This is a genomic window from Poriferisphaera sp. WC338 (assembly GCF_050931845.1).
Lineage (GTDB): Bacteria > Planctomycetota > Phycisphaerae > Phycisphaerales > Phycisphaeraceae > Poriferisphaera.
Genome location: NZ_CP194516.1, coordinates 738,636 through 762,650, shown reverse-complemented (window position 1 = coordinate 762,650; position 24,015 = coordinate 738,636). Strand labels below are relative to the sequence as shown.

At 50.5% G+C, this 24,015-nt stretch carries 22 protein-coding genes; 9 read left to right on the top strand and 13 right to left on the bottom strand.

The genetic code is table 11. The features are described from left to right. Positions 1–3: 3 nt before the first annotated feature. The 4 genes from ACQ6WK_RS03080 to ACQ6WK_RS03065 form a co-directional block, all read right to left on the bottom strand. Positions 4–1,179, bottom strand: coding sequence for a glycosyltransferase family 4 protein (locus ACQ6WK_RS03080; protein WP_432799277.1), 1,176 nt, complete (start codon positions 1,177–1,179; stop codon positions 4–6). After that, positions 1,176–2,081, bottom strand: a complete 906-nt coding sequence (gene truA / locus ACQ6WK_RS03075; RefSeq protein ID WP_432799276.1) for a tRNA pseudouridine(38-40) synthase TruA — start codon at positions 2,079–2,081, stop codon at positions 1,176–1,178. Before truA ends, ACQ6WK_RS03080 begins: the two co-directional genes overlap by 4 nt. Positions 2,082–2,133: 52 nt before the next feature. Next, positions 2,134–3,273 carry an Lrp/AsnC family transcriptional regulator gene (locus ACQ6WK_RS03070; protein WP_432799275.1) on the bottom strand — a complete coding sequence of 380 codons (1,140 nt, stop codon included), beginning with the start codon at positions 3,271–3,273 and terminating at the stop codon, positions 2,134–2,136. Between the two features lie 127 nt (positions 3,274–3,400). Further along, complete coding sequence (locus ACQ6WK_RS03065) at positions 3,401–3,916, bottom strand: flavin reductase family protein (protein WP_432799274.1); 516 nt, start codon at positions 3,914–3,916, stop codon at positions 3,401–3,403. A 146-nt stretch (positions 3,917–4,062) separates the two neighbouring features. Here ACQ6WK_RS03065 and ACQ6WK_RS03060 point away from each other — a divergent pair, with 146 nt between their 5' ends. The 4 genes from ACQ6WK_RS03060 (at position 4,063) to ACQ6WK_RS03045 (ending at position 8,786) form a co-directional block, all read left to right on the top strand. Next, positions 4,063–4,722, top strand: a complete 660-nt coding sequence (locus tag ACQ6WK_RS03060; protein ID WP_432799273.1) for an HAD family hydrolase — start codon at positions 4,063–4,065, stop codon at positions 4,720–4,722. A 236-nt stretch (positions 4,723–4,958) separates the two neighbouring features. After that, a complete protein-coding gene (locus ACQ6WK_RS03055; protein ID WP_432799272.1) occupies positions 4,959–6,440 on the top strand; it encodes an ABC transporter substrate-binding protein in 1,482 nt (493 codons plus the stop codon). Further along, complete coding sequence (locus ACQ6WK_RS03050; RefSeq protein ID WP_432799271.1) at positions 6,440–7,936, top strand: carbohydrate ABC transporter permease; 1,497 nt, start codon at positions 6,440–6,442, stop codon at positions 7,934–7,936. Before ACQ6WK_RS03055 ends, ACQ6WK_RS03050 begins: the two co-directional genes overlap by 1 nt. Further along, complete coding sequence (locus tag ACQ6WK_RS03045; protein ID WP_432799270.1) at positions 7,923–8,786, top strand: carbohydrate ABC transporter permease; 864 nt, start codon at positions 7,923–7,925, stop codon at positions 8,784–8,786. Before ACQ6WK_RS03050 ends, ACQ6WK_RS03045 begins: the two co-directional genes overlap by 14 nt. A 76-nt stretch (positions 8,787–8,862) precedes the next feature. On the opposite strand, the gene ACQ6WK_RS03040 is transcribed toward ACQ6WK_RS03045, so the two are convergent. The 5 genes from ACQ6WK_RS03040 to ACQ6WK_RS03020 form a co-directional block, all read right to left on the bottom strand. Beyond that, positions 8,863–9,444, bottom strand: a complete 582-nt coding sequence (locus tag ACQ6WK_RS03040; RefSeq protein ID WP_432799269.1) for a hypothetical protein — start codon at positions 9,442–9,444, stop codon at positions 8,863–8,865. A gap of 3 nt (positions 9,445–9,447) precedes the next feature. Continuing rightward, the gene (locus ACQ6WK_RS03035) at positions 9,448–9,909 is read right to left on the bottom strand and encodes a YkgJ family cysteine cluster protein (protein ID WP_432799268.1); all 462 of its coding nucleotides are present in this window, start codon (positions 9,907–9,909) and stop codon (positions 9,448–9,450) included. Positions 9,910–9,985: 76 nt separating this feature from the next. Beyond that, positions 9,986–10,972, bottom strand: a complete 987-nt coding sequence (locus ACQ6WK_RS03030; RefSeq protein ID WP_432799267.1) for a histone deacetylase family protein — start codon at positions 10,970–10,972, stop codon at positions 9,986–9,988. Positions 10,973–11,017: 45 nt separating this feature from the next. Next, positions 11,018–11,332: a DUF167 domain-containing protein gene (locus tag ACQ6WK_RS03025; protein WP_432799266.1), complete on the bottom strand. Its 315-nt coding sequence runs from the start codon at positions 11,330–11,332 to the stop codon at positions 11,018–11,020. Next, the gene (locus ACQ6WK_RS03020) at positions 11,325–11,756 is read right to left on the bottom strand and encodes a hypothetical protein (RefSeq protein ID WP_432799265.1); all 432 of its coding nucleotides are present in this window, start codon (positions 11,754–11,756) and stop codon (positions 11,325–11,327) included. The genes ACQ6WK_RS03025 and ACQ6WK_RS03020 overlap by 8 nt, the downstream gene beginning before the upstream one ends. 171 nt (positions 11,757–11,927) lie before the next feature. Here ACQ6WK_RS03020 and ACQ6WK_RS03015 point away from each other — a divergent pair, with 171 nt between their 5' ends. Then, positions 11,928–13,067, top strand: coding sequence for a VanZ family protein (locus ACQ6WK_RS03015; protein ID WP_432799264.1), 1,140 nt, complete (start codon positions 11,928–11,930; stop codon positions 13,065–13,067). Positions 13,068–13,115: 48 nt separating this feature from the next. Here ACQ6WK_RS03015 and ACQ6WK_RS03010 read toward each other — a convergent pair whose 3' ends face one another. Together ACQ6WK_RS03010 and ACQ6WK_RS03005 are read right to left on the bottom strand one after the other, a co-directional pair. Continuing rightward, entirely contained in the window at positions 13,116–13,982 is an 867-nt protein-coding gene (locus tag ACQ6WK_RS03010) for a metallophosphoesterase family protein (RefSeq protein WP_432799263.1), read from the bottom strand. A gap of 177 nt (positions 13,983–14,159) precedes the next feature. Next, positions 14,160–15,494: a UvrB/UvrC motif-containing protein gene (locus tag ACQ6WK_RS03005; protein WP_432799262.1), complete on the bottom strand. Its 1,335-nt coding sequence runs from the start codon at positions 15,492–15,494 to the stop codon at positions 14,160–14,162. A gap of 421 nt (positions 15,495–15,915) precedes the next feature. Here ACQ6WK_RS03005 and ACQ6WK_RS03000 point away from each other — a divergent pair, with 421 nt between their 5' ends. From ACQ6WK_RS03000 to apaG, 3 genes are all read left to right on the top strand, one after another. After that, positions 15,916–17,568: a fucose isomerase gene (locus tag ACQ6WK_RS03000; protein ID WP_432799261.1), complete on the top strand. Its 1,653-nt coding sequence runs from the start codon at positions 15,916–15,918 to the stop codon at positions 17,566–17,568. 374 nt (positions 17,569–17,942) lie between these two features. Beyond that, positions 17,943–19,697 carry a family 10 glycosylhydrolase gene (locus tag ACQ6WK_RS02995; RefSeq protein ID WP_432799260.1) on the top strand — a complete coding sequence of 585 codons (1,755 nt, stop codon included), beginning with the start codon at positions 17,943–17,945 and terminating at the stop codon, positions 19,695–19,697. 165 nt (positions 19,698–19,862) lie between these two features. Further along, the gene (gene apaG / locus ACQ6WK_RS02990; RefSeq protein WP_432799259.1) at positions 19,863–20,297 is read left to right on the top strand and encodes a Co2+/Mg2+ efflux protein ApaG; all 435 of its coding nucleotides are present in this window, start codon (positions 19,863–19,865) and stop codon (positions 20,295–20,297) included. A gap of 121 nt (positions 20,298–20,418) precedes the next feature. Here apaG and ACQ6WK_RS02985 read toward each other — a convergent pair whose 3' ends face one another. Then, a complete protein-coding gene (locus ACQ6WK_RS02985) occupies positions 20,419–20,802 on the bottom strand; it encodes a response regulator (RefSeq protein ID WP_432799258.1) in 384 nt (127 codons plus the stop codon). Positions 20,803–21,158: 356 nt separating this feature from the next. Beyond that, on the bottom strand, positions 21,159–22,148 hold the full coding sequence (locus ACQ6WK_RS02980) for a hypothetical protein (RefSeq protein WP_432799257.1): 990 nt from the start codon (positions 22,146–22,148) through the stop codon (positions 21,159–21,161). A 194-nt stretch (positions 22,149–22,342) separates the two neighbouring features. Between ACQ6WK_RS02980 and ACQ6WK_RS02975 the strand changes: the two genes are divergently transcribed. Next, entirely contained in the window at positions 22,343–23,134 is a 792-nt protein-coding gene (locus ACQ6WK_RS02975; protein ID WP_432799256.1) for a hypothetical protein, read from the top strand. Positions 23,135–24,015 lie beyond the last annotated feature (881 nt).

The following is a 24,015-nucleotide window of genomic DNA, read 5'->3' as shown; positions in this document are numbered from 1 at the left end:
GGATCATAGGCCAATAAACTGATCACGGTTGCGGAGCGATTGATAGAGGTGCTCCAGCGCATCCGTCATGGCCTGTGAGGAGTACTGTTTAGTGACAAATTTTCTTCCCTCGTCGGTTAATTTTCTAGTTTTTTCCGGGTTCTTGAGGGTTTCGATGATCGTCTCAGCCAACGCTGATTTGTCGCCGAGAGGAACGAGCCTGCCGGTAACATGGTCGATGCAAATGGATGGAATGCCGCCAACGTTGTAGCCGATGATGGGAATTTTACAAAGCAGCGCTTCAACCAACGTACGCGACTGACCTTCCTGGTAGGAGGGCAGCACTTTTACATCGGCTGCGGAGAGAGTACGAGCAATTTCTTTATGTGGGATGTAACCGGTGATAATGACACGGTCGGAGAAACCGAGCGAGGCGATCTTGTTCTCAAGATGCTCGCGGTTGTAGCCATCACCGATGAAGAGCAGGCGTGTCTCAGGGCCGAGTGCAGTGGCAAGATCGGGATAGATATCGAGCAGGTCATCATGGCCTTTCAGTGCATCGAGTCGAGCAAGATTAGCAATGACCGGCACCGACTGAGGAATTTTCATCATGGCGCGGGACTCTAGTCGCCAGTTAGGCTGAAGACGAAAACGCGACAGATCAACGCCAGAAGGTATGACGGAAAACTTTTCAGGTGAAGCGATCTTCTTTTTGGCAAAAGCCTGCACCATGGCAGGAGTAATGGCAATAAGATGATGACATCGCTTAGCAGCAAACTGTTCAAGGTAGACGTAGAGATTATGGATGAGTTTGGATTGATGATCGTGAAACGGAAGGCCGTGCACGGTGTGAATGACCGCCGGGGTGTTCTCTTTCCACGAGGCGGCGCGGCCGATGATACCGGCCTTGGAGGAATGCGTATGAACGATATCAGGCTTCTCAGTTCGGATAAGTTTGCGAAGGGCACGATAGCACTTGAAATCTTTGAGCGGATTCAGTTCACGAACCATCTCAGGCAGAATGATGATCTTAGCACCGGTCAGTTTGGCTTCTTCGAGTAGCGAACCTTCAGGACCGTGGATGGGGCCAAAGACAAGCGTGACCGTATGCCCGGCAGCAACCTGCGCACGGCAAGAAATCACAGTGTTCTGTTGCGCTCCGCCCTGAATGAGCCGAGTGATGATATGCATGATCTTCATGAGCGTCCCTCCCCCTTCCCTGTTGCGTCATGCTTATCGTTCATGCCAGCATCAAGTTTCGCACTTATCACTTTCGGCTTGGCCTTTAAATCGAGGCCGTACTTGATCCATTCGAGGCATAGGCCCGTAGGCGGAAGGGTCGGCCCCGCAAGTTGTCGGTCAGCGTGCTTGATGATGTCGTTAATTCGGGAAGGCTGGAAGTGACCGCGACCAATTTCGACGAGCGTACCAGCAATGATGCGCACCATATTCCAAAGGAAGCCACTCCCGGAAACAACAATGTGAACTTCATCGCCATGACGTTCAACGGTGCAATCGTGAATGATACGTACAGTAGATTCGCGTCCATGCCCGGCAGCAGCAAAACCCGCGAAGTCGTGCTGGCCGATGAGGCGTTGAGCTGCACTTAACATATTGTCTAAATCGAGTGGCACCCAGCAGTGGTAGACGTGGTGTCGAAGAGCGAGTGGTTTTTGTGTGCTGTTGTAGAGACGATAGCGATACTGTTTACTGACGGCTCCTGAAATGGATTCAAAAGTAGGAGAAACGATTTCGATATGGCGAGCATCAATATCGTCGGGAAGACGAGTGTTGATCGCATGCAACATGCGATCAAATGGGATACGCACAACCGCATCGAAGTGAGCAACTTGCCCGACGGCATGGACACCAGCATCGGTGCGAGAAGCACCGGTGAGGATAAGAGGATAGCCGATCAATCGGCGGAGCGCGGACTCAGTTTCACCTTGTACAGTGCGAAGGGGTTCTTCGTCTGGAGGTTCCTGTTTTTGCCATCCGTGGAAGTTTGTACCGTCATAAGCGAGAGTGAGCTTATAACGTTGCAGCATAAGACCACCTGCGTTCACTGAACTTTCCGGGTTGTCTGCGTCAGGAACGGTCATAGGTGAGTCAATCTAAGCGATAATTTAGATGTATGAGCTTTGCCGCGTTGGTTCAGTACGACATTTTCATGGATTCGGGGTCGATGTTGTTCTTCGCACACCAATCAAGGTAGGCAATCGGAGAAATTTCCGAAGGTTTGATTTCAGATCGTCCACCCCAGAAAACATTGGTGTATGTGATATCGATGCCAGCCTCTTTGAGGTGCTCATCAATGGCAGCTTTGTGTGCGAGGACAGTGTCTTTGTCGGTGCCGTGGGACACGCCCATGACATTGACGTTATTAAATTGTGGCCCGCCCTCACGCCAATAAGCATGGGTCATGCAGTGATGGCGACCAACTTCGATGCCGGCTTCAAGTTCCTTGCCGGATGGAACCGCCCAGTGGTAGAGTGCGTTGTAGCGTGTGACGGCTTTGCCATCGGCGTGTTTCTTAACGTGTTCAAGGAACGTGGAGAACCGTCCGATGACACGACGCTCGTTGAGGTCTTCAGCAATCGTACAGAATTCATCAAGCGACACACCGGCTTCTTTGGCGCGCGGCCCCCAAATATTTTCATTGAGTTCATCAGGCTCGAACTCACGCTTCAATGCAATGAGTACCTTCCATTCGAGATCTGAAAGAGTCGTGACAGTAACATTGTGGACGCGCCCCGGTTCATCAGTGCGATCGCCAGGATTTAGTTTACGACGGCGCATGTGTCCAACACCGAGTGAAAAAACTTTCTTGGCTGGAAGAAGGATGTAATCTTCAGCACCAGTACGTGAGGCGAGGTAGTCGCAGTGCTTGGACATGTCGTAGCCGATGGGGACTTTAAGTGTGGTCCAAAGTTTGTATTCAGAGCCGGGTGTTTCTTTGTCGGTCGATCGGAGGACGGCGTGCCCGGAGAAGGGATCGTTCTCAAACATGTAGTCGAAGGCAGCATTCAGATTATCAGCAGGCACTTTCCAAGCGACCAATGCACCGGGTGCGAGATTGGTGGCCATGAGGGTTTGACGAACACGACGAATCGTGCCCGCTTGCAGCATCGCACGGATGCGTGCGATAACAATATCGGTGCTAATGCCGGATTGCTCGGCGATCGCTGCGATGGGGTTTTTGACGAAGCCCTGAATCTTGTCCTCGGAAATGGCAAGAATTTGCGCGTTGATGGGGTCGTCGATGCCGGTCGGAGTTTGCATGTCTGTACTCATGCTGCGAATTGTATCATGTCGAAGCAAATCAAGCTCGGCGCGTACAGGTGCGACAATGTTGCCGAATGCGACAGCTTGTCATGGGAGTAGCCGTGATTGTTGGATGACGATTGAGCGGTGTGATAGATCAGTATTCGAAGCCGGTGGCACGAGTACGAATCTCGGGGGAACCGTCATTGAGTTTGCCTGCACTGATGATCCGAGCCACAAAAAGATCGTGATCGCCTTCAACATCCATGTGGCAGGCAACTTCACATTCCATGTAGCCAAGAGCGGCGGAGAGAATGGGAAGCCCGGGGATGGAGCCGGCAGTCAGATCATGACCAAGGAATGGGTCTTCTTTGAGGTCGCCGGGGGCAGAAAATTTTCTGCGGATAAGTTTATCGTCCGCGGTAAGCTGACAGAGTGCGAAGTGGCGAGACTCCGAAACAAGCGGCATGATCGGCCGACCTTTTGCAATGGCAACGCAGATCATGGGCGGCTCAAAACAGACTTGCTGAATCCATGACGTGAGCATGCCCATGCGCCGATCTTCATGCTGTGCGGTGAGCACATACGTGCCGCACGGGATCGCGCCGAGTTGTTCTGCGATGTTTTGGTCTTGCGTGGTGGGTTGCGATGATTCTGAAATATTTGAAGCCATGAAACCTCCGGTAAAGTTTGCAAAAGCAGCATAAGAACGATGGATGGGTGATGCAATCTATTTTCGGATTGTCCTGATAGTATACCAATAAGACCTTGATATTGAGCGGTTTGACGGCATACAAGGGTGACTCTAATCTTTTATTCATGAGCAAGAAAGCAGTCATTTTTGATCTTGACGGCACGTTGGTAAACAGCTTGCAAGACTTGGCGGACGCAGTGAATCACACAATGCAAACGCTAGGCCGACCTGTACATGAACTAAGCCAGTATCGCTATCTTGTCGGGCAAGGATTGAGGCGACTGATTTACGATGCGCTGGGCGGGGATGGCAGTGCTGAACATGATGCTTTAACTGATCGTGGGATCGAGATATTCCACATGTACTACGATGTACATCAATTTGACCACACGGATGTGTATACAGGGGTAAGTGAGTTACTGGATGTTTTAACCGAACATAAGGTTCGGCTATGTGTTCTCAGTAACAAGCCACACGATGCAACAACTAATATTACAAAGCGGCTGCTGGGGCGATGGCCGTTTGAAATTGTCTGTGGACATCGCGAAGGCATGCCGGCAAAGCCAAACCCTGCATCAGCAATGAAGATCATTGAAGAATTAGGGCTCGAGCCGAATGACTGTGTTTATGTTGGCGACAGTAAGGTAGATATGCTGACAGGGAAAAGTGCGGGCATGTTCACAGTTGGGGTGACATGGGGCTTTCGTGACAGGGAAGAATTGCAGCAGAACGGCGCAGATCAACTCATCGACCAGCCAATGGAATTGCTAGACTTTCTTGATTGATTAGGGGCCAACAAGTATTCACTCACGGATCATAACACCTCTACCTTTCATACGGACAAATCTTGTGAAACGGTGGTACATTGGGGCCTTTTTTTGCTATACTGCAAATTGGGCAGTTGGTTACTGTCTTAAAAATTTGTGAGCATACCCCTTCTAAACGTGGTGGCGGGTGGTATGTCTCTGGTTAAGTTTTTTGCATAACACATAGCAGCTATCGCTGCGCGTGAATAGAGACAATGAAATACATCTTTCTGATTGTATGCGCGCTATTGGTTCTACTGAGCATTGTCACGTACTGGAACTTCCCTGAAAATCAGAGCGAAGTGCCGACGATTTATTGGGTGACTGATCCTAATCCTGCGCGCGTCAAACAAGTTGCAACATTCGGTGATTGGCTTGTGAAGAATGGCCATACCACTGCAGATGGCAAGCCGGCAATTCAACTCAAAATCGATGCGTCGAACTTTGAACCGGTCAAACGCATCATCCAAAGTGTCTCTGGTATCGGTGGGGACAACATGGACATGTTCGGTGGCCGTGAGGTGCGCTACTTCGCCGAAATGGGATTGATCTCTGATCTGACAGATGACGCGAAGCGACTAAATTTTGATGTATCGCAAACCTATCCTGCCGTTAAGTCTGCCATCTCGATCGGAGACAAGCAATATAGTTTCCCCAGCAACGTCGGCAACATCATGCTTTGGGTGAACAAAGACACATTTGAGAAATATGGACAGCCGCTGCCGCCGGAATCATGGACGTTTGAAGAATTTGAACGCATGGGCAAAGCATTTGTAGCTGCGGCGAACGAACCAGGCAAACCACAAACTGTTTTTTTTGCACAGGGATTCGAGCCACTCACCATCCACCGCAGCATGGGGCTTGGTGTGTTCAATGAAACCATGACTGCCTGCATCCTAGACGATCCGCGGTACATCAAAGCGCTCAAACTAATACACAAGTGGACGTACGAGGATCGATTGATCCCAACCGACGCGGAGAGACATTCATTCAGTACACAGTCCGGCTACGGCGGTGCAACACCACAGCTCCTGTATAACGGGAACTATGGCATCATCCGCAGCGGACGGTTTATGTTGATTCAGCTCCGAGAATTCCCAACGCCGATGAACCTGAAAGTGGTCGAGGAGCCAAACGGCGGATACCCAAACACCAACATACGGTCACGCTCTTGTGCCGTGTATGTTGATAGTAAGCACCCGGAAGCTGCAAGATTGTTTCTATCTTATCTCGCAAGCGAAGATTACAACATGCAGATCGTGAATGATGCTGATGCGCTGCCGCCGAATCCGAAGTATGCGCAGCTTGAGGCATTCAATCGGCCCAAGGATTATCCCAACGAGTGGGGCACCCACGAAGTTTTCTATCGAAAGGCGATGACAATCGCTATCGGCGTAGAGTTCTGCCCGTTCGTCGCGGACTACACCGTCGAACGCCTCAAGGTCGAATTCCATGCGATGTACATGGAAAACCGTATAAGTGTGGAAGAAACGGCAAAGCTAACGCAACAGCGAATCAATGAGGAAATCCAACGAACACTAAGCGAAAAGCCACAACTTCAAAAAGTTTACAAGCAGCGCGTTGAGGATCAAAAACGAATCGACGAACTGAAGCAACAAGGCAAGAAAATCCCACGCGATCTCATCCGCAACCCCTTCTATCTCAAATACTACACGGACAAGGGCATGGTTGAATAATGCTGTTATCTAAAAAATCCAGACGAGAACTCCTTGCGGGCATCGCATTTCTCTCACCCAATATCACCGGTGTGATCATCTTCGTGGTCTTCCCAGTGCTATTCTCCATCTACATGTCCGTCACAAATTGGGACCTTACACAACATAATCCCTACAAAGACGAGCCGCTTTCCTTTGTCGGCCTAGATAACTTCATCCGCCTGTTTAATGAGCCAAACTTCTGGAAGTTCTTTGGTAACACGCTATATCTGATGATGGGCATCCCGTTCTTCATCGGTGCATCACTTTGTGCAGCACTGCTGCTTAGCCAAAACCCAAGATCTGACAGCCCACGCGTTTACCGCTGGTTGATCGTCTCCGCAATCTTTGGCATCTCAATTGCCATTATCTTTGCTGCCGGCTATGTCGGTACGGGCATGATCATCCTCCTCACAGGGCTCGTCGGTATGATCCTCATCGGTGGGATCACCGGCGGCAATACGATCTACCGTACATTGTTCTACTTGCCAAGCTTTACCACCGGCGTACCCACCTTCATCCTCTGGAAGCACATGTACAATCCGCGTACCGGGCCTATTAATGTCACGCTCACACCAGTACTTGATCACGTCAGTGCCACCGTCGAAAGTTTGCCACCATCGCTCGTCCAATCAGGACTCTTTATCGCGCTCTGCCTTATCGCGCTGCTTTTGTACTTCGCCATCAATAAACTGCGCGCAATGCTGTCTGACGGCGACCTTGGCAGCATCGCCATTATTCCTGCGATCGTTATCTTGATGATCCCAATCGTTGTTGCCCTGATGTGGGGACAAACAAGTACCTATGCATGGGCGCTTGCTGGCGTGGTTTTAATCATCCTCGCGGCTCAATTCATCCTATATTTCAAGTCTGAAAAGCTCTTTTCATGCTCAGCCATGGAAGGCTTCGGCAATGCGCTCTTGATGAGTCTTGGTGTGATGGTTGCATGCCTTGCGACGCTCGGCCTTGGTGCTGTTTTCTACAACCTACCTGCCATGGTTAGCGATCCCCAATCACCTGGGCTTGAACCTCCTAAATGGCTTTATGCTTACGAATGGGCAAAACCATCAATGATTATGATCTCGTTTTGGGCAGCGGTAGGATCAAACAACATGCTGCTTTATATCGCAGCACTGACGAATGTCCCCAAACAACTTTATGAAGCGGCGGACATTGACGGCGCAACCAAGTTTGCACGTTTTTGGAATGTGACTTGGCCGCAGCTGGCGCCAACAACCTTCTTCATCGCGGTGATGGCAGTGATCTATGGTTTACAGGGCGGCTTTGAAATGGCGCGTACACTCAATAAAGGTGGCCCAGCTGGCTCAACCACACCACTGAGTTACTTCATCTACACCGAAGGTTTTGAAACCGGACGACTCGGATATTCTTCCGCCATCGCTTGGGTGCTGTTCCTTTTCATCTTCATCATGACCATGTTCAACTGGACGTTTGGAAATAGATATGTCAACGACTAAAGCAACATTCAAATCCAATCGTGATGCGCGCAAATTCCTTGGCATATCCATGCTGCACCTGACACTGACGTTGGTGAGTTTTTTGATGGTCTTGCCATTCGTTTGGATGATCCTGACGAGCTTGAAAAACTTGAGCGATGTGGGAAATTCTTCTTGGCTCCCCACCGCAGAAGGTGGGTGGCATTTTGAAAACTATCTACAGGTCTTTGAGAAAATTTCGTTTCTGACTTACTACTGGAACAGTCTGTTTGTTGCGGGCTGGATTACTTTTTTGCAGGTATTCACAAGTTCGCTGGCGGCGTTCAGTTTTGCTCGGCTCAAATGGCCCGGACGTGACAAAGTGTTTTTCCTCTATCTCGCCACGATGATGCTACCCGGCTTGGTTCTCATGATTCCCAACTATCAAATCATGGTCTCGCTTGGCTTGGTCAATACCATGGTCGGCTTAATCCTCCCAGCAGCCTTCACCGCGTTCGGTACCTTTCTTCTCCGTCAGTTCATGCTGTCCATCCCCTCATCACTCGACGAGGCGGCAGAAATTGACGGCGCTTCAAAATGGCGATTGTATTGGGACGTTATCCTTCCGTTAGCTCGCCCAGGTCTGATCACACTCACCATCTTCACCTTCCTCGGAAACTATCAATCATTCTTCTGGCCGCTGGTCATGCTCAAGAGTGAACATAAATACACCCTCCCGATTGGCATCCTCGCTTTCGACACTTCCGCAGGACAAGAAACCAATCTTCTCATGGCCGCTGTCGCTATGTCGATCATTCCGCTTGTCATCCTCTTCATGATCCTGCAAAAACAACTTGTTGCTGGCATCCAACTCGGTGCCGTGAAAGGTTAATCGTACAAACCTAGCACATACGCCCGCCGATTGAACAGCCTAGCATCCGATCAAAACCACTACGAAACTGCTTGTTTTACAGGTATTTTGACGCTTCAGCCAAACCCGCACGCCATTCCATATAGCGATAAGGCATGTCGTATTGCTGGTGCAACTTTTTCAACGCATCCAGATACTTTTCATACAGATCATTCTGCCAATCCTGATGTTCCGGATCACAATAATACACACGGCAACCCAGCGGCCGCACCGCATGTGCGCCGCACAAGCCTTCCGCTGTCTGATACACGCAACCATCCATTCCCCTGCCCGCGTCATCAACCGACCGCTCCGCCGTCTGCAAAACAGTTAACGACAACCCTTCATGTTTCCCGCTATGCTCCTTACATGTTTCTTCGGACGATTGATCTAACTGCCCAAGCACCCACACAATCTCCACGCCCGTCACATACAGCAGATGGCCATAGGTATTGAACTGGCAACACCGCCCGGACGCATCGCACCTCGGCCCGCGTTCACCGATCTCTTCGTCTACCAAGCGGTACAACGATGTGATTGCATCATAAAATGTCGGTTGCACCGCCACACGTCGCCAGCTTTCCCAAAGCCCACGATCATCATCCCGCTCACACGATGGCATACCGCTGCGCTTATCCATGGATTAGAACTCGTTCTGGTCTAGAATGATGCGGATTTGTTCGATGGGATAGAACGTCCCCTCGCCTTCGGCCCCCCCGGCCATGCCCGGACAATCACGTGACGCTTGCTGCCACGTGCGTGGAGACCGCAGATTCTCCGGCCAAAACGGCCACGTTTTGCACTGTGCTGGTCGGCTTTTATAAAGTTTGCACCCTCGCTTACCACCTTCTAACTCAATCAGAAACACACAATCATATTCGCCATGCTCGTTCTTCTGTTCATTGAGCGACCACTTGCCAAACTTGCGGTGCGCGTACTGCTTCAGGAACGCTTCGGTTTCCATACCAAGATGCGCCGCCATGCCATGCGCCTCATTATCATTAAACCACACATACCCCGGCGCACCTGTACAACAGTTCCCGCACATTGTGCACGAGAAACGCAAACCATCGCTGTACCATTCTTCCTTATCTTTCTTCCACATGATCCTGTCCAAACATCAAAATTTGTTGGCACATTATACCCACTGCACCGCGTCACGATTGTCACGTCTTGATCATCTAAAAACCTGTCTTCATCATCATCAGCCGATCATCATCAGGATCAGCTAGCAGCGCCTGCACATGCACCGCTGCACATTCTGCCAATGATCGCAAATCATACCCACCTTCTAGCAGCGACACGATCCGTCCTTCGCAAAAAATCGCAGCCGCCTGCTTCAGCCGCCGCGTGATCCAATCAAAATCCGATGGCGTCAATTCAAGATGTGCGAGTGGATCATCTTTGGACGCATCAAAACCCGCAGAAATCAGGATAAATTCAGGCTCAAACGCTTCTAGCTTCGGCATCGCCTTCTGCAAGAAAACCTGTCGGTACTCCGCGCTGCACGTCCCTTCCTGCAACGGTAAATTCAGCGTGTACCCCTCCCCCGCGTCTTTGCCATGCTCATACGCAAAACCTGTCCCAGGATATAGCGACATCGGATGCTCATGCAGATTGATCACCAGAATATCTGGCCGATCCTCGAGCAGATGCTGCGTGCCGTTACCGTGATGCACATCAAAATCAATGATTGCCACACGCTCTAGGCCATATCTATCTGTGAGATAGTCTGCCGCCAAGGCGATATTATTAAACAAGCAGAACCCCATCGACCGATCGTGTTCGGCATGATGCCCCGGCGGACGCACCGCACAAAATGCATTGTGAATCTCACCCGCCATCACCGCATCTACCGCCGCCAATACGCCCCCCACCGCAAGCAGCGCAATCTCATAGGACTGTTCGCAAATTGCAGAATCATCCGAATCAATGAACCGCTTATCCATGCGGCAAGCCGTCTCAACACGCTCCACATAAGCTGGATCATGCAAACGCAACACACGTTCGACCGGCGCCGCCTCAAAAGCAAGCCGAACCAATTGTTCATCAAGATGAAGTTGCGAAAACTTTTCAACGATCGCGAGCAAACGATCGGCGCGCTCGGGATGGCCCGGCCCGGTATCGTGTATCAAAAACCGATCGTCATAAACAAACCCAGTTCGCATCGCTGTATTATACGCCAATCGATATGAAAACGCCTTCTCAGTATCTCATGTCGTTAGTTGCAACAGGATCACCCGGCAAACCTCACGCGCACTTACACCTTTGATTTTCAGTGTTTTCAGTAGCGTCGTCTGCCCCTTCACCACCACACAATCCTTCTTCCTTATCCCTACCAATCTTGCCATCATCTCGCACAGCATCTTGTTCGCCTTCCCGTCCTCCGGCGGTGCGCTTATCGCTACCTTCAACCGGTCTCCTAACACACCCACCACCTCGGTCCGTGATGCGCCCGGTGCCACCTTCAATCGCACCCAAACATCATCGCCTGCCGCTTTCACAATTTCGCACATTACCTCATCCATCATCACGCTCCGCAGGCACCACCACATTCGCCCCGCACTCCGGACATAGATCACCTTCACTCGCCCGCAAATCAAACCCGCACGCCAAACAAGCCGGCACTTTCTCTCCCGTACTCATCTCCATAATCGTCAGACGTATCCGCACCCGCAATCGCAACATCTGCCATTGATACACTACAGCTGTGCACAAACACCACAAACCAAACAAACTCGCCACTGCTACCGCGCCACCCAATACTGCACCTATGACTTTAAAAACAAGATCCAACCACAACATACTCACGATCCCGCCTAAAATCCCCGCAACAACCATATTCCGTAAATAAAAATATCCCAACCGCTGTCCACCAAACAACATCAATCGTTCCGACGTCGCCAGATGATCAAACTCAGGAAACGATTCAATCCGCCAGTACAGTTTCATCCTTTACCTTTCATCATCACATCCCAGAATCACAAAAATCACAACAGCTCTATCCTAGCAGATGTGAAACCTTGCCGATTATGCCGTCTACATAAACCATCACCACTGCTTCTCACAAGATTTCGATGCACCGCCGCCACATCTACGACGGGGCAATCGTACCTTTGTAACATGGGAACCGATCCACCCCAACCCCCGGAAGCGCCATCGCTCCGAAATATCCTCACTGCGGAACGGCCGCAAGCAAATCACCCGAACCGTCCAAGCCTTATCGACGCGCGCCCGTTCTGGCTGCGCCCACCCGCCCTTACTGTACTCTGGCTTCTGCTGATCATCTACGGCTCGCTCATCCCATTCAACTTCAACTTCGCCCCGCTACTCGAATCACACAACATCACCGCCGCACTCACATCACTTCTCCTCGCGCCTTCGTGGACTCCTGCCACGGGTGAAACCTCGTCCCTCGGCTTGCCACCCTGGCTCACCGACCTTGGCCTCAATCTGGTGCTCTACCTCCCACTCGGCCTGCTCGTCCGCCTCACGCTCAGCCGCCGTATTAAACAGCCTCTCCTGCAAATTCTTGCAAGCGGCATCATCATCTTCGCCACGTCCTACCTCATCGAATGCACTCAAGCTCTCTTGCCCGGCCGCGTGCCTTCACTCAATGATGTTCTCGCCAACGCCATCCCCAGTTGCTTTGCTGCCGCCCTCGCACTTTGGCTCCGTCAATCCAAGAATAAAATCATCTTCTTCAGCTACACCAAAATTATCAATCTCCAACGTGCCTTACAATCCAAGCTTCCCACCTTCCGCACTCACCCCATCATCACTTCATTTACCGCAATCGCACTTATCTCCTCCACAATCATCACTCATCTATACTTCAAAACTAAAAGCGCCATTGCACCACATACTCGCACTGAGTCAGACAAACTCATCAACCTGATTCCATTCAGCAAACAATTCAACCGCTCTTATGACGTGGCCGCCGCCATGATCAGCAGCAGTATGATTGTCTATGCGCTGATTAGTCTATTGATCATGCTTATTCTCCTCCATAGAACCAGCAAACACACTCGCATCACCCTCCTATTTATCGCTTTGTTCGCTGTCCTACTGCAAACCCTACTCACGATCAGTGCCGGACAGACCGCTGACATCACAGAACTGATCCTCGCGGTTGGTTCAGGTATCCTGCTCATCGGACTCACACATTTTATCTCCCACACGATCCGTGCGTCCTGTCGCCGCAAGCAAGGCATTCCCGTCACACACGACCGCCGCAACCGCGCGCACGTTTACCATGCATGATCATCCATCATACAAAACAGAAAAAATATAGAGTCAACCCCATCCTCATCACGCCGCGTGTAACCCATCACCCACCGGCATCACCTGCACATTATTCAGATCCCACTTCCGCATCGGCATCCCCGCCAAGTGATATGACATTCCGCGCCGCTCCAACTTCCACACCGAAAGCTGATCGCGTTTGATGATCACTGCTCGCGGCTGATGCGGAAAATCAAACGACCCCGTATTGATGATTGTGCGGCCTGCCATCTCCCAAATCCCCGCACGATGGATATGCCCAAAAATAAAGAACCGTGCACGCGGCACATACTCTGCCGCAAAATCACTCGCCGTCCGCGGCAAGCGATGCCAATACCAAAACACACGCGGTACCTCGAGCATCTTATTCAACCATTTCTCCGCCCGAGTCACCTTCGGCATGTCATGAGCCGCAAACTCATCCCACTTCACATGTGACGCATGCTGAGCCGCATGGGCATGCGCATACATCGTTGGCTTATCCCCCTCATCCAAACACGCCAGCGCATGTGTTCGAAGTGCCCGAAGATGCGGAGCATAATCGTTCCACGGCGAGATCGCCGGGTGCAACATGTCGCCATGTGTCAGAAAAACCTCTCCCTGATAAAGTGAAAGATGCCGCAGATCCGTAAGGTGTGGATCATGATTACCGGAAAGTAATGTCAACCGCACACCGTCTTCTTCACACAGCGTTTGCAACTCAAGCACCTGCTTCGCAGCTAACGCTCGGTGGATCGGATCATGAACCTCCGCCACATCACCGTTGATGATAACATCCGTCGCCCGCGCATGCTGCCAGATCGGGCGCAGCGCCTTGGGTCCCCAAACCTTCGCCTTCGGACGACCCATGTGCGTGTCCGACAAAATCACAATACGTCGCTTACTGTTATCCACGCAATGAATATCGACTCACCACGATGGCGATCGCCGCCAAACCCTATAAAAGCAGACTTCTTCTCAAACCATCACAACATATAATCCGCAAAATTCATCCAACCGCCCATCGGCAATCCGGAAAAAGATGATCAACATTTCTACTCCGCTTCGCCATCCGCACCACCACAGTCCCCGCTATTCTCCGATAACCTTTTTCCGCCGCAAGATGTGGTGATAGTGCTGTGCAAAGCGGTGCGCCTCATCGCGGATCGCCTGACACAACTTGAGCGCCACATTGTTTCGCGCCAACCGGATTGGCTCACTCTTCGCCTGCGTGTAGATCAATTCCTCCTTCTTCGCCAGCGAAATCACCATCGGCGGCTTCACATCCAAATCCTCAAACGCCTCCATCGCCGCGTGCAACTGCCCGAGCCCCCCGTCAATCAAAATCACATCTGGATACAGTTCATGCCCCTGCCCCGCCTCACGATATCTTCGACTCACCACTTCCCGGATTGACATGTAATCGTCATTCTCCGCTGTCTTGATTTTGTACCGCCGATACAAATTTTTCAGCGGCCGCCCATCCACAAAACAAACCTTCGATCCCACCGTCTCGTTCCCCTGCAGGTGCGCGATGTCAATCGCCTCCATACACCGCACCGGCTCATCCAATCCCAACACCTTCGATAACGCCGTCGTCGCCTTCTTGGGATCGGCCATCAAGCTCTCACTCTCCGGCTGCCACCCCTGCGACATCTTCCCACGCTCATCAAGTTTCTCAATCGCTTTGATCTGATCTCGCAAGATCGCAGCCCGCTCAAACGCAAGCTCTTTCGACGCTACCTCCATCTCCTGCCGCATCTCCCGTAACATCACCGACCGCTTGGATTCTAAGAATCGAATCAATCTGCGGATATCGTCCATGTACGCATCGCGATCAATCTTTGCTGCACACGGCGCGGCGCATTGCTTGATCGGATACAACAAGCAAGGGCGGAAATATTTCTTCTGCTCATCATCCTCCCGAATCTCCAGCTTGCACGTGCGAAACTTAAAAATCCTTTGCAACAACTGCACCGATTCCCGCAGCGCATACACATTCGTAAACGGGCCGAACACCTTCGCGCCCCTAAATTCTTCTGCATTAGGCTCGCGCGTAATAAACACACCCGGAAAATCATCACGCATCGTAATGACTAGATACGGGTAGCTCTTCCCATCTGTTAGCCGCACATTAAACTGCGGATGCAGATCCTTAATCAGCCGGTTCTCCGCCAGCAGCGCCTCCCACTCACCCTCGCATTCAATCACATCGAAATCATCAATCAACGGGATCATCTTCGATTTGTACAGCCCCAAATCCGTCGACGCCAAGAAATATGACGATACACGCTCATTCAATCGCACCGCCTTGCCCACATAAATTACTCGTCCCTTCTCATCCTTCATCAGATAAACACCCGGCACCTTCGGCAGCGACCGAGCCTTCTTATGCAGCGACTTCACTTTTGGTGATCTGTTTCCCATCGATTCCGCATCTATTATTTATTTACGTAGCCCAATATAGTATTCTAACCCATCGGCTCGCTCACCGTATCCCAACCTCAAGTAAGTCGTGACAGACACAACAAACCGCGGTAGAATTTCAGCATGTTTGATCCCCATCAAATTGAACCCACCTCCGTCTTTGGCCGATCGGCACAAAGGCAAAGTGGCATGAACCGGACCAACCGTCCGAGTCCGCCCATTCTCTAAATCTGCGCGTGATCACTTCTATTCACGCCGATCTACGACAACTACCTACTTTTCAAGCGTTTGACGAAGCCGTACTGTGATCAATGGATCGGTCTGTTTCTTCATCTATCGCGTTACTTCATCCATTCTGTTCAACCTATTTTTAATCTGTATACAAACATGCAGACCACGATCTGCATAGGGAAGACCAATCATGGCCAAAAAATCAACCGCACGCAAAGCAAAAGAAGTGCTCCTGATCGCTAACGGCGACCTGCGACTCTCCGCCAACCAAAACTGTTGGGCAGCCCAACAGAAAATGGAACAGGCCCTTACACAAGCCGTCAAAGATGTCTCCGGCGGCAAATACAAAATCAAACGTGCCCATCCCTACGACAAAAACGAAAAGCACGGCTTCATCTCTTCTCAAAAGCAAGGTATGGATATCTTCAAGAAGATCGACCCCAAAGCACCGCTCATCGTTGCCGAAGCTGTCTGGCAATACTCACATCATGTCCTCCACGGATTGATCACTCACCAAGGCCCTATTCTGACCGTCGCCAACTGGTCCGGTACTTGGCCTGGCCTCGTCGGTATGCTCAACCTCAACGGTTCGCTTACCAAAGCTGGCGTGAAATATGGCACTCTCTGGTCCAACGATTTCACCGACAAATACTTCACCTCACGCCTGCTCAAATGGCTCACCACCGGCAAGTGCACTCACCCCAAATCACACGTTAAAGCACTCCCTAAGGTCAAAGTCCCTACCAAAGCAAGCAGCACCGGCAACAAGCTCGCTGCCGAACTCATCAAAGATAAAGCCATCATGGGTATCTTCGATGAAGGCTGTATGGGCATGTTCAACGCCATCATCCCCGATCACCTCCTAAACCCCACCGGCGTTTACAAAGAACGCCTCTCACAATCCGCACTCTTCTACGAAGCCTCAACCGTTTCCAACAAAGAAGCCAAAGAAATCCGCGCGTGGTACAAGAAAAAAGGCATGACTTTTCACACTGGCAAGAACCACAAAACTGATCTCACCGAGGAACAAATCCTCAAACAGTGCAAGATGTACATCGCTGCGGTACGCATCGCCGATGACTTTGGCTGCGATACCATCGGCATTCAGTATCAACAGGGCCTAAAGGATTTGATGCCGGCCTCTGATCTTGTGGAAGGCACACTCAATAACACCGACCGGCCGCCTGTGAAGTCCCGTGATGGCAAGCGCGTCCTCTACCGCGGCCAAGCCATCCCGCACTTCAACGAAGTCGATGAATGCGCCGGCCTCGATGGACTCATGACCTTCCGTGTTCACAAAGCACTCGGCCAACCGGTCGAAAACACACTGCACGACCTGCGCTGGGGCGACTATGACGCCTCCGGTACCGTCGATGATTATGTCTGGGTCTTCCTCATCTCCGGCTCTGCACCACCCGCTCATCACATCGGCGGTTGGAAGGGAACAGATGGCCTGCGTCAGCCAGCTATGTACTTCCCCAACGGCGGCTCAACCGTGCGCGGTATCGCTAAACCCGGCGAGATCGTCTGGTCACGTATTTATGTCCAAAACGGCAAGCTCAACATGGACCTCGGTCGCGGTGGCGTGGTGAAACTACCCAAGAAAGAAACCGAGCGACGCTGGAACGAAACCACCGTCGAGTGGCCGATCATGCACGCCGTCACCTATGGTGTCTCACGTGATCAAATGATGGCACAACACCAAGCCAATCATATTCAATGTGCTTACGCCAAAGATGAAAAGGCCGCCGACCTAACCATGCTCACCAAAGCTACCATGGCCAAAGCCATGGGCATGAAGGTCAATATCTGCGGCACTAAGAAAAACGGCTCCGCTTGGTAAACCACACGCACAAGATCTAACTCATGATTAGATGCCGCATGCAATCGCTCACGCATGTTCATACACCCCGCCCACCAGCGGGGTTTTTTGTTTATATACCGTTCATCCGCAACCGATCCCTCACGCCATCCTTCTTCTTGCAATCCAGCAACATCACTCCCAAAAAACCCGGCTAGGCATGACAATAGTTATATAAAAACCCAAATATGAAACGCTTTCCATCCTCGTCATAATGATCAAACCCCAAATTAACAGCTGTTATCACATTTGCGTGTATTTTTTCTTCTCACATTCGCCGTCATGTTATATAACTATAGGAGCGAATCAATTTTTACGGCTTATCGCAAAAATGAAGCAAATACTTGGAGATGACCATGACGCACCCCCTGCTAACGGCGATCTGTGCAGCCAGCATGATGGGCACACTAGCCACTACCGCCTCCGCAATCGACCAGAATTCCGACTTCGCCGACTACCGCGGTATCTGGATTTCACGCTTTGAGTACGGCTCCTCCGCCAGTGTCGACAAGGCTATCTACAACTCAAAATACATGGGTTTTTCAGACGTCACCTTCCAAGTCCGCGGACAAGGTGATGCATACTACAACTCTAATTTTGAGCCACAAGTTAATTCCTTTGATGCGCTGGACCGCGCCATTAATCAATCTCACGGCATGAATATGAAACTCAGCGCTTGGATTAATACCATGCCCCTCTGGAACGGCTCCACTCCCCCTTCCGACCCTAATCATCCTTGGAATGCTCACCCAGAATGGCGACTTAAAAAAGCTGACGGTTCTACGCAACCCCCACAATCGGGCTACGTCACTGGCAACCCCGCCCTCCCTGCCTTCCAAGATCATATCAACAATATCGTGAATGATATTGCAACAAACTATGATGTTGACGGTATCAACCTTGACTATATCCGTATGATCAGCGGCGCAGTTAGCGAGGGCTACATGAGAGATGCCGCTACTGTGGCGATCTACACCGCGGAGAAAGGCGCGGCCCCCGACTTCAGTTCTTCATGGGGTCGCTATCAATACGAACGATGGATCGCCAGCAAGATCACTGGTATTGTCGAACGATCAAAAAACACACTTCATGCTGCAAAACCCGATGCCGTCCTCTCGGCCGACACATGGGCCAATCCCATCTCCGGCTCCGCATACTACCAGCAAGACGGTGACGACTGGGCCGCCGATGGCACCGCCGATATGACCATGGTCATGAACTACACCAACAGCAATTCAACCTTCCTTAGCAATCTTCAGAAGTATCCAGACCGCGCTAACAGGCAAGCCGCCGTCGTTGCAGGCATCGGCACGTACGCCCATGCCGATAGCCCAACCGGCTCCCCGCAGCGAACCATCGATCAAATCAATATTGCTAAAAACAACGGCGCCAACGGCTACCAGATCTTCTCATATGAATCACTCGTCAATTCAAACGGCACCCTCAACGCCTACGGCCAAGCCATTCGCGAATACAACCGTGCCCTACTCGCGGACAAAGCCGAAGCCATGACCATTGAATCGTTCGACAACGGCAGCACCAACTTTGATTCCTCACTCACCTTCTCCGGCTCGACCTCCGGCATCTCAAATGGTTCAACCGCCATCGTCGCCGGTGGCAAATATGGCACAAGCGCGCAACAAATATCCTTCGATGGCAACAGCAACTGGACACTCCGTCATGTCTCTGGCAAAGGCAAGATTGCTGCCCCCGAAGGTAACACCGAATTCTTCGCCGGCGGCTTCATCGGCTTCTGGCTGAAAACTTCCGATGCTAACATGCAAACTGCCATCGTCCTCGACGACCCCTTAACCGGCGAACGCGGCAACTGGCTCAATGTCATTGCCGACGGTGAATGGCATCTCTACGAATGGAACCTCGAAGATGATAGCCAATGGAACAGCTTCGCTGGCGGCAACGGCGCTATCGACATGCTCCAGCTCACCATGGATTCCATCATGTTCAAAGGCTCCGGCAACGCCAACTTCATGCTCGACCTCGTCGCCTACAATCCCGATGGCAGCATCGCAACCATCCCGGAACCCGCTTCTGCCGCACTGCTATTGACAGGCCTCATTGCCCTCACTCGCCGCAAACGCCAAGCCTCATAATCAAAATACTTACATTTCGATACTTCACACAGGCTGCCCGCTCACGGCAGCCTTTTTTATCACCCCCAAACATGATCGCTCGATACACTAACACACCAACCAGATCTCGGGATACAATCCTATGACGTAGCACATGCCTTTCAGGATCATCATCAGGAGCCCAGCATGGGATGCCCCGAATTCTCCGACACCACCACACACGATATCCGCGTCGGCGCATCCGCCTACTACCTCCCTGATGAGTCCGACCCTGATGAAAGTCAATACTTCTTCGGCTACCGCATACTCATCCAAAATAACAGTGACAAGCGTGTCCAACTCCTCTCCAGACACTGGCACATCATCGACGGCGAAGGCGATCGTCGTGAAGTCCAAGGCAACGGCGTTGTCGGCGAACAACCCATCCTTGAACCCGGTAACGCATTTAAATACACCAGCTTCTGCCAACTCCCCACACACTGGGGCACCATGGAAGGTGTCTACCACATGCGTGATCTCGACCACAACGAATCATTCGAGATCGCCATAGGTCGCTTCTGGCTGACTACCAGCAAACAAGCCGTCTCGATCCATCCCGACGACGCACCTCCTGAAACATAACCCATTCACAAAAAAACCGGCACTACGCAACCATAGCGCAGCACCGGCTATCACATGGATAGAAGCAATCGAGCGACATCACAACAAAAAGTGCCGCGCCAATTTCATCTGATTTTTATGTTTATGCTACCCCCGCCATGCTGAACACTTCACCCACCACATGCTTTAGATTGCTCCAAACGTCACCATTCTTCACCACCAGCGGCACACCCAACTCATGGCAGCGATCCACCGTTTTCTGGTCTGAACGGCCGGTCACAACCACCACAGGAATATGCTGCAATCTTCGATCGTTTGCAAGCATTTCACACGCCGCGAGACCATCGCCCGCAGGCATATTGATATCAAGTAGCACCAAATCCGGAGGGTCCCGGTGCACCAATGTCAGTGCATGCATCGCATCATGACTTGCTTGTGTGTTAAACCCCATATGCCGCAGGCGCATCTCAAGAATTCGGACCAACGTAGCATCATCATCGGCAATTAAAATGCGTTTGGGTTTCATGGCCAGCTCCTACCTCATCGTGTCATTGCCTGCCCGCCGGAAACCCTGTACCTACATCATACTTCGTCAACTCAAACAACCTTGATCACTACCTTGTGTTTAATCACAACTTTTTCCAGCTGCACCGGCATAAACGAAATGACTGGGAAAACCAGTGGCTTTTGGCAACCGTGACAAGCTTTGCGCTTTAAACTGTTCCGGTTATAACGCGTAACGAATTCTGGCAAATTACTGTGTCCCCTCTATCACGCAGCCGTTATAACCCAAACACAATGCGGCACAACCTGACATCATATGGCCACAAAAAAAGCCGCCCGAAAGCAGCTCGTAAAAATCAACCTCTAATCATCATTGGCTTAGAATGTGCCTTTTAACCGCAAGAAAAACAGCATATGATCTTCCGGCTCAGCCACCGTTGTTAGATCACGAATATCAAATCCGGTCGCAAAACGCTGGTTAAACGCCCAACCAATCCCCCCCGAAAGATCAATCCCCTCGTTCACAATGTACCGTACACCTGCGTCAATAAAATTGGCCATATAGAACATACGCTCATGCCCTTGGCCTTCTTGGTAAAAACCGTTGCGAACATTTTCAAACTCGCCAAATACATGGAACTTCTCTGTCACGAACCACGTCGCTTTTGCATCAATACCAATAACTTCGTCATTAAACAATGACCCCAAATCTGCTTTTAATTCAATATCTTTCCGCGGCCGCCATGTCACGCCATTAATCAAACCCAACCGATATTGAAATGTTTGCGAATAGTAATGTGTAAACTGAATAAACGGCAACGGCGCATCCGGAAACACATTACGATTTCCATCAAAAGACAACCCCACCACCATGATTTTATTTTCATCCATCCGCCATGTTGCCGCAGCATCAGCTAGAGCATACCACGAATCTTCATTGTCCCAGTGCCCATCATTGGCTGTTCCCACGCCTACACCAAGATCCAATGTCCAGTCATCCGCAATCTCACCCACCGAATACCCCACCGCCACAGCCAAGTCATTTAGGTCACCCGGAATTCCGATCTTATTATCCACCACAATCGCATCAAACTTATAGCCAAGTGTCCACTTAGGATCCTTACTCGCCTTATCAAACTTCACCTTCCCACGTGATGGATAATAAACCATATCAATATCCGCACCACCCTCTGTTTCGTTCCCAACAATAAACACCGGCTGATCATCCGACGCCACCCAATGTTCATGCTCAGCCCAAGGTGAAAGTAATAACTGTGGTCCAACCTGCGCTTCAACCCGAACACAAACTATCATCACAACAGCACAAAGTAATAGCCCCACACACTTGAGTCCGCGTAACACTACCATTCAAATCCTCTTTCTTGTTAAAACGTTCGATACCCCTCAATGCAGAATCCATATTGTAAAGGCTCCACCCTGCCTTACAACCAACCGCAAGAATCAATCATCTGTGCAATTTTTTCAATTCATTGTCGCAGGATTGCCAAACCCAGCAACTTTCTCATGCCCTATACTCACCAACCCGTTAAGATGTGCTCACCATGATACCAAATCCAAAACATGACAAGCGCAACAAACAACAGGTCATCTTTTATACCTATCCGAAGCTCGTCTTTATCTGGCCGCTCATCCTCACTGGCTTCCTATTCTATCCTTTCCACGACACCCTTCAGCCTTTGCTCGGCTGGATCTACCTGATGATCTCACTCCTAGTCGTCCTTACCATCAGTGTCGATATCGAGCGCAACCATGCCGCCTTTTGGGGTGTCGTCTTCATTGCCATTTTCTTCCTTGGTATGTGGTTGCAGAACTACGAACACTTCACACTCTTCGGCAATATCTACCGCTTTTTCGCTTCATTAGAAGTGACTTACCCCCGCAGCTTTGCGTTAGCATTAAGTATCCTGCTTCTTCCTCCCTACCTTGTCATGCTCCTTTGGTCACGCATCCAACATAAGTGGCGCATTACCCACAACGAGTTTGAACATTTTTCATGGGGGCGAGCCGACGATTCACTCGCGCGTGGAGCCAAGCGTTTCCGCAGCACCTATCCAGACCTGTTTGAGCTTTTACTTTGTGGCGCAGGCACATTGATCGTGTACTCCGCTACCGGCCGCGCCGAGCTGCGCCGCATCCCGCATGTGCCATTCTTATTCTTTGTGCGTCGCCGCATCGACAAGCTCCTCGAGGCCACCGCCGTCACCGCCTATCAAGACCAGGAAGACATCCTTGCAGCAGAAGAAAGTGAAGCCGAAGAGTCGGAATTCAATGGCATCACAGGCGATGATGACACAGAATCACAATCTGGCATCGGCGGGAATGATCCACTTTGAACCTAGCCTTCAAACTACCCTGCAATTCACATTGTTCACAAAAATATAACAACTAGACATTTGCGCCTTCATAGCCAAACAAGGCAACAATCACAAAACGCGTGGTCTAACATTAACGCCCTCAAGTATCTAGAAACCCCATTATTCATCCTAATAAAACAATAAACCCGCGCTACTGCAGAACGCAGCAACACGGGCTTCCGGGGGCAAATTAATACTTGATTCTGGGTGACTTACCCTCATCAAGTTACTTTTAAGATACCCACCCTAGTTTCTTGATGCAACCCCCTTTTTTTATAAATGTTCTAAGTATGCTACGTAAACCTTTGATGAAAGTGTGACTTAGATAAATTTATAAGAAATAGCCTAGACCGTATATAGAATGAGAATACTTACACAATTCTGATCGCCATGATATCGAAGTTAAATAAGAAACCTATAACACAAATAGATCTTAAGCTATTACTACCAATATGCTTATACAACATTAACTTCAAAAAGCAGTGACCAACAGCGCCTTTTACGTACTATAGTAGATTCGACTAACTGCCTGTGGAAAACCCATATAAGTACTCACATTTAAACTATTTCCGCAAACATTAGAAAGTCACGCAACCTTGTAAACATGACTACGACACTAAGCCGATGCTATGAGATATACACGTCGGGTTGAAATTGCTCAGCTACCCAGCAAGAATGATTGGCAAGGATGCATGTGGAAAAATTGATTTCCACTTGCAAGAAAAAGCCCGATAACGATATACTCAAATTGTTGAAGCATGTTGCGGTATCAATCACGTTTTCGTGGTTGGCGATGAAAGATGAATAGCATTGGTTTCGCCGGAATAATCATCTGTAACAGTTGATCCTGTTCAGGTGTG

What these genes read in the sequence shown, in the direction of transcription:
- apaG (WP_432799259.1), top strand. Translation starts at nt 19,863, where the DNA reads ATGGGATGCCCCGAATTCTCCGACACCACCACACACGATATCCGCGTC.
- ACQ6WK_RS03035 (WP_432799268.1), bottom strand. Translation starts at nt 9,909, where the DNA reads ATGTGGAAGAAAGATAAGGAAGAATGGTACAGCGATGGTTTGCGTTTC.
- ACQ6WK_RS03050 (WP_432799271.1), top strand. Translation starts at nt 6,440, where the DNA reads ATGCTGTTATCTAAAAAATCCAGACGAGAACTCCTTGCGGGCATCGCA.
- ACQ6WK_RS03055 (WP_432799272.1), top strand. Translation starts at nt 4,959, where the DNA reads ATGAAATACATCTTTCTGATTGTATGCGCGCTATTGGTTCTACTGAGC.
- ACQ6WK_RS03045 (WP_432799270.1), top strand. Translation starts at nt 7,923, where the DNA reads ATGTCAACGACTAAAGCAACATTCAAATCCAATCGTGATGCGCGCAAA.
- ACQ6WK_RS03060 (WP_432799273.1), top strand. Translation starts at nt 4,063, where the DNA reads ATGAGCAAGAAAGCAGTCATTTTTGATCTTGACGGCACGTTGGTAAAC.
- ACQ6WK_RS02995 (WP_432799260.1), top strand. Translation starts at nt 17,943, where the DNA reads ATGACGCACCCCCTGCTAACGGCGATCTGTGCAGCCAGCATGATGGGC.
- ACQ6WK_RS03070 (WP_432799275.1), bottom strand. Translation starts at nt 3,273, where the DNA reads ATGAGTACAGACATGCAAACTCCGACCGGCATCGACGACCCCATCAAC.
- truA (WP_432799276.1), bottom strand. Translation starts at nt 2,081, where the DNA reads ATGACCGTTCCTGACGCAGACAACCCGGAAAGTTCAGTGAACGCAGGT.
- ACQ6WK_RS02980 (WP_432799257.1), bottom strand. Translation starts at nt 22,148, where the DNA reads ATGGTAGTGTTACGCGGACTCAAGTGTGTGGGGCTATTACTTTGTGCT.
- ACQ6WK_RS03040 (WP_432799269.1), bottom strand. Translation starts at nt 9,444, where the DNA reads ATGGATAAGCGCAGCGGTATGCCATCGTGTGAGCGGGATGATGATCGT.
- ACQ6WK_RS03030 (WP_432799267.1), bottom strand. Translation starts at nt 10,972, where the DNA reads ATGCGAACTGGGTTTGTTTATGACGATCGGTTTTTGATACACGATACC.
- ACQ6WK_RS03065 (WP_432799274.1), bottom strand. Translation starts at nt 3,916, where the DNA reads ATGGCTTCAAATATTTCAGAATCATCGCAACCCACCACGCAAGACCAA.
- ACQ6WK_RS03080 (WP_432799277.1), bottom strand. Translation starts at nt 1,179, where the DNA reads ATGAAGATCATGCATATCATCACTCGGCTCATTCAGGGCGGAGCGCAA.
- ACQ6WK_RS03000 (WP_432799261.1), top strand. Translation starts at nt 15,916, where the DNA reads ATGGCCAAAAAATCAACCGCACGCAAAGCAAAAGAAGTGCTCCTGATC.
- ACQ6WK_RS03005 (WP_432799262.1), bottom strand. Translation starts at nt 15,494, where the DNA reads ATGGGAAACAGATCACCAAAAGTGAAGTCGCTGCATAAGAAGGCTCGG.
- ACQ6WK_RS02975 (WP_432799256.1), top strand. Translation starts at nt 22,343, where the DNA reads ATGATACCAAATCCAAAACATGACAAGCGCAACAAACAACAGGTCATC.
- ACQ6WK_RS03020 (WP_432799265.1), bottom strand. Translation starts at nt 11,756, where the DNA reads ATGAAACTGTACTGGCGGATTGAATCGTTTCCTGAGTTTGATCATCTG.
- ACQ6WK_RS03025 (WP_432799266.1), bottom strand. Translation starts at nt 11,332, where the DNA reads ATGGATGAGGTAATGTGCGAAATTGTGAAAGCGGCAGGCGATGATGTT.
- ACQ6WK_RS03015 (WP_432799264.1), top strand. Translation starts at nt 11,928, where the DNA reads ATGGGAACCGATCCACCCCAACCCCCGGAAGCGCCATCGCTCCGAAAT.
- ACQ6WK_RS02985 (WP_432799258.1), bottom strand. Translation starts at nt 20,802, where the DNA reads ATGAAACCCAAACGCATTTTAATTGCCGATGATGATGCTACGTTGGTC.